This is a genomic window from Streptomyces antimicrobicus (assembly GCF_020532625.1).
Lineage (GTDB): Bacteria > Actinomycetota > Actinomycetes > Streptomycetales > Streptomycetaceae > Streptomyces > Streptomyces antimicrobicus.
Genome location: NZ_JAJAUY010000073.1, coordinates 22069 through 31505, shown reverse-complemented (window position 1 = coordinate 31505; position 9437 = coordinate 22069). Strand labels below are relative to the sequence as shown.

Annotated in this window: 8 protein-coding genes and 1 pseudogene; 8 read left to right on the top strand and 1 reads right to left on the bottom strand. The window is 74.1% G+C overall.

Annotated features, from left to right (window positions below; translation table 11 throughout):
* From LG632_RS18730 to LG632_RS18720, 3 genes and pseudogenes are all read left to right on the top strand, one after another.
* Positions 1-187: pseudogene (locus tag LG632_RS18730) on the top strand (hypothetical protein); the annotation flags it as partial.
* A 61-nt stretch (positions 188-248) separates the two neighbouring features.
* Positions 249-1391, top strand: coding sequence for a glycosyltransferase family 4 protein (locus LG632_RS18725; protein ID WP_226728488.1), 1143 nt, complete (start codon positions 249-251; stop codon positions 1389-1391).
* A gap of 101 nt (positions 1392-1492) precedes the next feature.
* A complete protein-coding gene (locus LG632_RS18720) occupies positions 1493-3127 on the top strand; it encodes a GMC oxidoreductase (RefSeq protein ID WP_226728487.1) in 1635 nt (544 codons plus the stop codon).
* 56 nt (positions 3128-3183) lie between these two features.
* Here LG632_RS18720 and LG632_RS18715 read toward each other — a convergent pair whose 3' ends face one another.
* A complete protein-coding gene (locus LG632_RS18715; protein WP_226728486.1) occupies positions 3184-4980 on the bottom strand; it encodes an AMP-dependent synthetase/ligase in 1797 nt (598 codons plus the stop codon).
* A gap of 228 nt (positions 4981-5208) precedes the next feature.
* Between LG632_RS18715 and LG632_RS18710 the strand changes: the two genes are divergently transcribed.
* The 5 genes from LG632_RS18710 (at position 5209) to LG632_RS18690 (ending at position 9354) form a co-directional block, all read left to right on the top strand.
* The gene (locus LG632_RS18710) at positions 5209-6015 is read left to right on the top strand and encodes a metallophosphoesterase family protein (RefSeq protein WP_226728485.1); all 807 of its coding nucleotides are present in this window, start codon (positions 5209-5211) and stop codon (positions 6013-6015) included.
* A gap of 82 nt (positions 6016-6097) precedes the next feature.
* Positions 6098-6538, top strand: coding sequence for an SRPBCC family protein (locus LG632_RS18705; protein WP_226728484.1), 441 nt, complete (start codon positions 6098-6100; stop codon positions 6536-6538).
* 35 nt (positions 6539-6573) lie between these two features.
* The gene (locus tag LG632_RS18700; protein WP_226728483.1) at positions 6574-7773 is read left to right on the top strand and encodes an ArsA family ATPase; all 1200 of its coding nucleotides are present in this window, start codon (positions 6574-6576) and stop codon (positions 7771-7773) included.
* 69 nt (positions 7774-7842) lie between these two features.
* The gene (locus LG632_RS18695) at positions 7843-8352 is read left to right on the top strand and encodes a DUF5304 domain-containing protein (protein ID WP_226728482.1); all 510 of its coding nucleotides are present in this window, start codon (positions 7843-7845) and stop codon (positions 8350-8352) included.
* Positions 8353-8412: 60 nt separating this feature from the next.
* On the top strand, positions 8413-9354 hold the full coding sequence (locus LG632_RS18690) for an ROK family glucokinase (protein ID WP_226728481.1): 942 nt from the start codon (positions 8413-8415) through the stop codon (positions 9352-9354).
* The last annotated feature ends 83 nt before the right edge of the window (positions 9355-9437 follow it).

Here is a 9437-nt window from a genome sequence, read left to right as displayed (position 1 = left end):
GTACGAGGGCGCCTGGCTCGCCTGCCGGACCGCGGCCGCGCGCTGGGGCGACGCCGCGCTGGTCCGGTTGTACGAGGCCGCGGGCCGGGCGGACCTGGCCACGGCGGTGGCCGAGGCCCTGGGCACGGACGTACCCGCCCTCACCCGGGCCTGGCAGTCGGACCTGCGGGCCGAGCTGGGGGAGTGACGGCGGACGGCCGGGGGCGGGCCCGGGCCCGGGGCAGGGGTGTCGGGTACTGTCGCTCGCGATGCACAAGACGCTGATCGTCACCAACGACTTCCCGCCGCGCCCCGGCGGGATCCAGGCCTTCCTGCACAACATGGCACTGCGGCTGGATCCCGACCGGATCGTCGTCTACGCCTCCACGTGGAAGCACAGCGCGCAGGGGCGCGCGGCCACGGCGGCGTTCGACGCGGAACAGCCGTTCCCGGTGGTCCGCGACCGCACCACCATGCTGCTGCCCACCCCGCGGGTGACCCGCCGCGCCGTGCAGCTGCTGCGCGAGCACGGCTGCGAGTCGGTGTGGTTCGGCGCGGCCGCGCCGCTCGGGCTGATGGCCCCGGCGCTGCGGCGGGCCGGCGCCCGCCGGCTGGTGGCGACCACGCACGGGCACGAGGCGGGCTGGGCCCAGCTGCCGGCCGCCCGGCAGCTGCTGCGGCGGATCGGCGAGGGCACGGACACCCTGACCTACCTGGGCGAGTACACCCGCAGCCGGATCGCCTCGGCCCTGACGCCCGCCGCCGCGGCGCGGATGGTCCAGCTGCCGCCCGGCGTGGACGAGAAGACCTTCCACCCCGGCTCGGGCGGCGACGGGGTCCGGGCCCGGCTCGGGCTCGCGGCCCGGCCGGTCGTGGTGTGCGTCTCGCGGCTGGTGCCGCGCAAGGGCCAGGACACGCTGATCCAGGCGATGCCGCGGATCCTGGCGGCGGTCCCCGACGCCGTCCTGCTGATCGTGGGCGGCGGGCCGTACGAGGCGGAGCTGCGCAAGCTCGCGGCACGGACGGGCGTGGCGCGGTCCGTCGTCTTCACGGGGCCCGTCCCGTGGTCGGAACTGCCCGCGCACTACGGCGCCGGCGACGTCTTCGCCATGCCGTGCCGCACCCGGCGCGGCGGGCTCGACGTGGAGGGCCTGGGCATCGTCTACCTGGAGGCCTCGGCGACGGGTCTGCCGGTGGTGGCCGGCGACTCGGGCGGCGCCCCGGACGCCGTCCTGGACGGTGAGACGGGCTGGGTCGTCAAGGGCGGCTCCCCGCAGGAGGCGGCCGACCGCGTCGTCACGCTCCTGCGGGACCCGGACCTGCGCCGCCGCATGGGCGCACGCGGCCGCGCCTGGGTGGAGGAGACCTGGCGCTGGGACCACCTGGCCACCCACCTGCGCGCCCTGCTGTAGCACGAGCGGCCGGGCCCTGGCCCGGACCCGGCCGACTGTCACTCAGATGTCTGTCAACACCGCGTCTCGCCGGACGTCCGGATTCCGCCCATCATGCGCGCATGACACCTCATCTGACGCGCCGTCACCTCCTCGGTCTCGGCGCCCTCCAGACCGCCGCCGCCCTCGGCCTCACCCGGATCGGCCTGACCTCGGCCGCCGCCGCCGAGCAGGCCCCCACCACCGACTACGCCCCCGCCGTGGTCGTCGGCTCCGGCTACGGCGCCGCCGTGGCCGCGCTCCGGCTCGGGCAGGCCGGGGTGCGGACCGTCGTCGTCGAGATGGGGCGGCTGTGGGACACCGCCGGCGCCGACGGCAAGGTCTTCCCCTCCACCGGCGCCCCCGACCAGCGCTCGATGTGGTTCCGCAACCGCACCGAGGCCCCGCTCGCCACGTTCCTCTGGCTGGACGTCGTCAACCGCGACATCACCCCGTACCCCGGCGTCCTGGACCGGGTGGACTTCGGCGACATGTCGGTCTACGTCGGCCGCGGCGTCGGCGGCGGATCGCTCGTCAACGGCGGGATGGCGCCCACCCCCCGCCGCTCGTACTTCAGCGAGGTGCTCCCGGAGGTCGACGCCGACGAGATGTACGGCACGTACTTCCCGCGCGCCCGGCAGATGCTCGGCGTCAACGACATCGACCCGGCCTGGTTCGAGTCCACCGAGTGGTACCGCTTCGCCCGGATCTCCCGCAAGCACGCCAGGAACACGGGCCTGCGGACCACCTTCGTGCCCAACGTCTACGACTTCGGCTACATGAAGCGCGAGGCCGCCGGGCAGGTCCCGAGGTCCGCCCTCGCGGGGGAGGTCATCTACGGCAACAACCACGGCAAGCGCAGCCTCGACAAGAGCTACCTCGCCGCCGCGCTCGGCACCGGCAACGTCACCGTCGAGACCCTGCAGCGGGTCGTCGCCGTCCGCCGGGACACCGACGGCCGGTACGTGCTCACCCTGCGCGGCATCGACCTGGCCGGGCGGGTCGTCGGCATCCGTGAACTGGCCTGCAACCGGCTCTTCCTCGGCGCCGGCAGCCTCGGCACCACCGAGATCCTGCTGCGCGCCCGCGAGACCGGAGCCCTGCCCGACCTCAGCCCGGCCGTCGGCACCGGCTGGGGCCCCAACGGCAACGTCATGACCGCGCGGGCCAACCACCTCTGGGACACCGTCGGCGCCCGCCAGGCCACCATGCCCGCCCTGGGGATCGACGACTGGGACAACGCGGCCAACCCCGTCTTCGCCGAGATCGCGCCGCTGCCCATGGGGATCGAGCACTGGGTCAGCATGTACCTGGCCATCACCAAGAACCCCGAGCGGGGCACGTTCACGTACGACCCGGCCACCGACTCGGCCCGGCTGAACTGGCACATCAGCCAGAACCAGCCCGCGGTCGCCGCCGCCGGGCAGCTCTTCGACCGGATCAACCGGTGCAACGTGACGATCTACCGCTACGACCTGTTCGGCGACAACAAGCCCTTCGCCGACACCTTCACCTATCACCCGCTGGGCGGCTGCGTGCTGGGCAGGGCGACCGACCTGTACGGCCGGGCCAAGGGCTACCCGGGCCTGTACGTCGTCGACGGCTCGCTGGTCCCCGGCTCGCTCGGGGTGAACCCGTTCGTCACCATCACCGCGCTCGCCGAGCGCACCATGGACCGGATCCTCGCCGAGGACGGACCCGCCGACCGGACCCGGTGACCGGACCTGGTGACCGGCCCCGGTGACCGGCCCCGGCGCGATCCGAAAGAGGCGACCTAGCCCCGGTACAGCGCCTCGATCTCGTCCGCGAAGTCCTTCGCCACCACGTTCCGCTTGAGCTTGAGCGACGGCGTGATGTGGCCGGACTCCTCGGTGAACTGGGAGGACAGAATGCGGAACTTCCGCACCGATTCCGCCTTCGACACCGCCGCGTTGCCGTCGTCGACGGCCTTCTGGACGACGGCCAGCAGCTCCGGGTCCTCGCGCAGCGCCGCCGCCGTCGCACCGGCCGGCTTGCCGTTCTCCTGGGCCCACCGGGCGAGGAACTCCTCGTCCAGCGTCACCAGCGCCGCCACGAACGGCCGGCCGTCGCCGACCACCATGCACTCGGCGACCAGCGCGTGGGCCCGGATGCGGTCCTCGATGACCGCGGGGGCGACGTTCTTGCCGCCCGCGGTGACGATCAGCTCCTTCTTGCGGCCGGTGATGGCCAGGTACCCGTCCTCGTCGAGGGTGCCCACGTCACCGGTGTGGAACCAGCCGTCCGACAGCGCCTCGGCGGTCGCGGCCTCGTTCTGCCAGTAGCCCTGGAAGACGTGCTCGCCGTGCAGCAGCACCTCGCCGTCGTCCGCGATCCGCACCACGGACCCCGGCAGCGGCTGGCCGACCGTGCCGATCTTCTGCCGGTCCCACGGGTTGAAGGCCGTCGCCGCGCACGACTCCGTCAGGCCGTAGCCCTCCAGCACGGTGAAGCCGATGCCGCGGAAGAAGTGGCCGAGCCGCTCGCCCAGCGGCGCACCGCCGGAGATCGCGTACTCGCCGCGCCCGCCGAGGACCGCGTGCAGCTTGCTGTAGACCAGCTTCGAGAAGATCTTGTGCTTCAGGCGCAGCCCGAACGACGGGCCGCCCGGGGTGTCCAGCGCCCGGCTGTAGGCGATGGCGGTGTCGGCCGCCATGTCGAAGATCCGGCCCTTGCCGTCGGCCTGCGCCTTGGCCCGCGCCGAGTTGTAGACCTTCTCGAACACCCGCGGGACGCCGAGGATCAGCGTGGGGCGGAAGGACGCCAGCTCGTCGGTGAGGTTCTTGATGTCCGGGACGCAGCCCAGCCGGATCGGCGCCAGCACGGACGCCACCTCGACCAGCCGGCCGAAGACGTGGGCCGCCGGCAGGAACAGCAGCACGGAGCACTCGCCGGTGCGGAAGAGCGGCTTCAGGCGCTCGACGACGTTGCCGCACTCGGCGAAGAAGTTGCGGTGGGTCAGCACGCAGCCCTTGGGGCGGCCGGTGGTGCCCGAGGTGTAGACGATCGTGGCCGGGTCGTCGGCGTTGGCGAGCGCGCTGCGCTCGTCCACCTCGGCGTCGGGCACGTCGGCGCCGGACGCGCGCAGCGCCTCGATCCCGCCCTGCTCGATCTCCCAGACCTCCCGCAGCCCCGGCAGCGACTCCCGCAGGGAGGCCACGGCCGCGCTGTGCCCGGCGCCCTCGACGATCGCGGCGACCGCGCCGGAGTCGCTGAGGATCCACTGGATCTGCTCGGGGGAGGAGGTCTCGTAGACCGGGACGGTGACGGCGCCGGCGGTCCAGATCGCGAAGTCGACGAGCACCCACTCGTACCGGGTGCGCGAGATCAGCGCGACCCGGTCGCCCGGGCGGACACCGGCCGCGATCAGGCCCTTGGCGGTGGCCCGGACCTCGGCCAGGAACTCGGTGGCCGTCACGTCCTGCCAGGCACCGTCGACCTTGCGGGCCATGACGGCGACGTCCGGATGCTGCGCGGCATTGCGGCGGATGAGATCCGTGAGGTTCCCGTCCGACGGGACCTCGTACAGGGCCGGAAGGCTGAACTCGCGCAAGACTGCTGCTCCTCTGGGGCGCCATCGCCACGGTGCGGACCGACCGGACGTTACCCACCGGTAGAGGGTTCCCGATAGAGGGAACCGGCCAGATGTTCCGTGCGTCACATGACGCGCCCGTAACGTCCCGACCCTAGTTCACCCCGTCCCCGACTTGGAAGTAACCGCAGGTCCGTGGCCTGGGGCCGGCTCTGTTCGGGTCGGCGCCGCTCTCCTAGGGTGGAGCCCATGGGTGTGACGAAAACCGGTACGCGACCCCGTACGCCGTCCCGCACGCGGGTCCACGTCGTCAGCGACGTCCACGGCAACGCCGAGGCCCTCGCCCGGGCCGGTGACGGCGCCGACGCCCTGATCTGCCTCGGTGACCTCGTCCTCTTCCTCGACTACGCCGACCACTCGCGCGGCATCTTCCCCGACCTCTTCGGCGTCGAGAACGCGGACACCATCGTCGCCCTGCGCACGGCCCGCCGGTTCGCCGAGGCCCGCGAGTTCGGCCGGCGGCTGTGGGACGGCCTGGACCGCGAGCGGCTGATCGAGGAGGCGGTACGCCGGCAGTACGCCGAGATGTTCGCCGCATTCCCCACCCCCACCTACGCCACGTACGGCAACGTCGACATCCCCAAGCTGTGGCCCGAGTACGCCGGGGACGGCACCACCGTCCTGGACGGCGAGCGGATCGAGATCGGCGGCCGCGTCTTCGGCTTCGTCGGCGGCGGGCTGCCCACGCCCATGCGGACCCCGTACGAGGTCTCCGAGGAGGAGTACGCCGCCAAGGTCGAGGCCCTCGGCGAGGTCGACGTGCTGTGCTCGCACATCCCGCCGCAGGTGCCCGAGCTCTGCTACGACACCGTGGCCCGCCGCTTCGAGCGCGGCAGCTCCGCGCTGCTCGCCGCCATCCACCGGACCCGGCCCCGCTACGCCCTCTTCGGGCACGTCCACCAGCCGCTCGCACGGCGGATGCGGGTGGCCGCGACCGAGTGCGTGAACGTCGGCCACTTCGCGGCGACCGGAAGGCCCTGGGCCCTGGAGTGGTGAGCTCCGCACGCACGGTAGCCTGCACGCGGCGGCCGCGAGGACCCGCCCTTCCTCGACTGTCACTCTCCGGAGGAGCACCGCGATGGCGGAACACACCAGCTCGACCATCATGATCGACGCGGCCCCGGCCCAGGTCATGGCCGTGATCGCCGACTTCGCCCGCTACCCCGAGTGGACCGGCGAGGTGAAGGAGGCCGAGGTGCTGGCCACCGACGCCGAGGGCCGCGCGGAGAAGGTCCGGCTGCTGCTGGACGCCGGGGCGATCAAGGACGACCACACCCTCGCGTACACGTGGAAGGGCGCCGACGAGGTCAGCTGGACCCTGGACAAGTCCCAGATGCTCCGCCAGCTCGACGGCTCCTACCGGCTGACCCCGGTGGACGGCGGCAAGCGCACCGAGGTCACCTACCAGCTGACCGTCGACGTCAAGATCCCCATGCTCGGCATGATCAAGCGCAAGGCCGAGAAGGTCATCATCGACCGCGCCCTGGCCGGGCTGAAGAAGCGCGTCGAGTCGGTCTGACCGCCGCCCCGCGCCCGACCCCGACGACACCTGGCATGCACATCCTCCTCGTCACCGGCCCCGGCGGCGCCGGACGCACCACCGTGGCCGCCGCCACCGCCCTCGGCGCAGCCCGCGCCGGGCGCCGCGTGCTGCTGCTGTCCGGCGACCCCGGCGATCCCCTCGCCGCGCTCCTCCACGACCCGGCGGCCCCCCTCGGCCCTGCCGTCCCGGTGGCCGAGGGGCTGACCGCCGCGCAGGCCGGCCCGGACGGGCCGTGGGTGGCGCGGATCGACTCCGGCGAGGAGTTCCGCCAGGAGCTGGTCGCCCTCCAGGAGCGCGGCACCGCCGTCCTCGGGATGCTCGGGGCCCGGGCGCTGGGCGCCGACGAGCTGACCGAGCTGCCCGGCGCCGAGCAGTTCGCGCTGCTGCGCGCCCTGCGCCGGGCCGCGGCCGCCGACGGCTTCGACCTGGCCGTGGTGGACATGCCACCCGCGCACCACGCCGTCGCCGCGCTCGCGCTGCCCGGCCAGCTGCGCCGCTACCTGGCCCGGCTGCTGCCCGCCGAACGGCAGGCCGCCCGCGCGCTGCGCCCCGTCCTCGCCCAGCTGGCCGGCGTGCCCATGCCCGCGCGGTGGCTCTACGAGGCGGCGGCCCGCTGGGACGCCGAGCTCGCCGCCGTCCAGGCCGTGATCGAGTCCCCGACCACCCGGGTCCGGCTGGTCGCCGAGCCCGGCCCGGCCGGGTACGACGCCCTGCGGCTGGCGGGCCTCGGGCTCGCCCTGCACCAGGTCCCCGTCGAGTCCGTCGTCGCCAACCGCACGGTGCCCGCCGGTTCCGCCGATCCGTGGCTGGCCGGGCTCGCCGCCCGGCAGGACAAGTACCTCGGGCAGTGGCCCGGCGCCCGTACGCTGCCGCACCTGGGCCGCGACCCCCGCGGCCGGGACGACCTCGCGCTGCTGGACCCGGGCGCCCTCGCCGACGCACCGGCGCGGCGGGCGGCGTGGCCGGTCGAGGACCGGCTCGCCGAGGACGGCGTCCTGGTGTGGCGGGTGCCGCTGCCCGGCGCCGAGAAGCGGGACCTGGACCTGGTCCGGCGCGGCGACGAACTGCTGCTGACCGCGGGCCCGTACCGCAGGATCGTTCCGCTGCCGTCCGCCCTGCGCCGCTGCACCGTCTCCGGCGCCGCCCTGCGCGACGGCGAGCTGCGCATCCGTTTCACCCCCGACCCCGCGCTGTGGCCCCGTACCCCCTGAACGCGGTGCGCCCGTTCGGGTAACGTCGAAGGTGTCCCGCCCCGCACCACCGCTGCAGGAGAGGCCGCCATGAGCGAGGCCACCGACCGTCCCTTCGACGACGACGCCTGGGCCAAGGCCTGCGCCGAGGACCTCGCCGCCGAACAGGAGCGCCGCCGGGCCCGCGCGGGCGGCTCCGCCGGGGCCACCGGGACCGCCGCCGAGGAGCTGTTCAAGCTCTTCGAGGCCGTCGCGGACAAGGTCGCGGAACTGAACAACCCGGTGCTCGGCGCGGCCGCGCAGGGCGCCGTACGGCAGTTCGTCAACCAGGCGAAGGCCGCCGCCAAGCCCGTGGTCGAGCGCCACCCGGAGGTCTTCGACCACCTCGCCGCGGCCGGCTCCGAGCTGCTCGCCGCCTACCGCTCGGCCGTCGCCGGCCACGAGCGCCGCTGGACGTCCGGCGCCGCCGCGGGCCCCACCGGGGCCGGGCGGGAGAGCGGACCCGACGGGGGTGCCTCGGGCGACGCCCGCGACCCCCGTGACTCCGGCGGCGACGACGACGGCGGCCCCGGGCCGTCGGAGCGCATCGACCTCGACTGATCCGCCTCCGCCCTCGGGTACCGTTGGCCCTGGCGGGGTTCGACCGAAACCGAGGGACTAATGGGACTCACCATCGGCGTCGACATCGGCGGCACGAAGATCGCGGCCGGCGTGGTCGACGAAGAGGGCACCATCCTTGAGACGTTCAAGGTGCCCACCCCGCCGACCGCGGACGGCGTGACCGACGCGATCTGCACCGCCGTGGCCGAAGTCGGCAGGAACCACGCCATCGAGGCCGTGGGCATCGGCGCGGCCGGCTACGTGGACGACAAGCGCGCGACCGTGCTCTTCGCACCCAACATCAACTGGCGCCACGAGCCGCTCAAGGACAAGGTCGAGCAGCGCATCGGGCTGCCGGTCGTGGTCGAGAACGACGCCAACGCGGCCGCGTGGGGCGAGTACCGGTTCGGAGCCGGCCAGGGCCACGAGGACGTCATCTGCATCACCCTGGGCACCGGCCTGGGCGGCGGCATCATCATCGGCAACAAGCTGCGGCGCGGGCGGTTCGGCGTCGCCGCCGAGTTCGGGCACATCCGGGTGGTCCCGGACGGCCTGCTGTGCGGCTGCGGCAGCCAGGGCTGCTGGGAGCAGTACGCCTCCGGCCGGGCCCTGGTCCGCTACGCCAAGCAGCGCGCCAACGCCACCCCGGAGCGGGCCCAGGTGCTGCTCGGGCTCGGTGACGGCACGGCCGAGGGCATCGAGGGCAAGCACATCAGCCAGGCCGCGCGCGCGGGCGACCCCGTGGCGATCGACTCCTTCCGCGAGCTGGCCCGTTGGGCGGGCGCGGGTCTGGCGGACCTCGCCTCGCTGTTCGACCCGTCGGCGTTCATCGTCGGCGGTGGCGTCTCGGACGAGGGGGAGCTCGTGCTCGACCCGATCCGCAAGTCGTTCCGGCGCTGGCTGATCGGGGCGCAGTGGCGTCCGCACGCCCAGGTCCTCGCCGCCCAGCTCGGCGGCAAGGCCGGCCTGGTCGGCGCGGCCGACCTGGCCCGCCAGGGCTAGGCCCTGTCTTCCGGATCGGGCCGGGCTCGCGGCGTGATCCGAAAGACAGACCCTGGGCCCGGGCGCCGACCGGCCCCGGGACC